Origin of the sequence: Bowmanella dokdonensis, from assembly GCF_017254865.1 — a bacterium.
GTDB lineage: Bacteria > Pseudomonadota > Gammaproteobacteria > Enterobacterales > Alteromonadaceae > Bowmanella > Bowmanella dokdonensis.
The window spans coordinates 1-285 of record NZ_JAFKCV010000395.1 but is presented as its reverse complement, the minus strand read 5'-3'; the positions used below and the strand labels follow the sequence as shown (position 1 = coordinate 285).

The 285-nt window shown below is 53.3% G+C and carries 1 pseudogene; it reads left to right on the top strand.

Annotated features, from left to right (window positions below):
• A pseudogene (locus J0A66_RS23050) lies at positions 1-285 on the top strand (CocE/NonD family hydrolase); the annotation flags it as partial.

Below are 285 nucleotides of genomic sequence, written 5' to 3'. Positions count from 1 at the left end.
CCAGTTTGGCTTTGATACCAGCTTGTGGTTTCAGCAGCAGGTATTGCTGCCGTTTTTCAAACAGCATCTTAAAGATGGAAAATCAGCAGGCTTAGCCCGCGCCACCATGTTTGAAACCGGCGCAAACCGCTGGCGTGAGTTTGCTCAGTGGCCCCCCAAAGAAGGCCAAGACACCACCTTGTACTTTGGCGCCAACCAGCGTTTGCTGACCCAACCAGAAGCCCAAGGCGGCTATGCGGATTACATCAGTGACCCGAAGAAGCCCGTCCCTCATTCAGCCAAAAT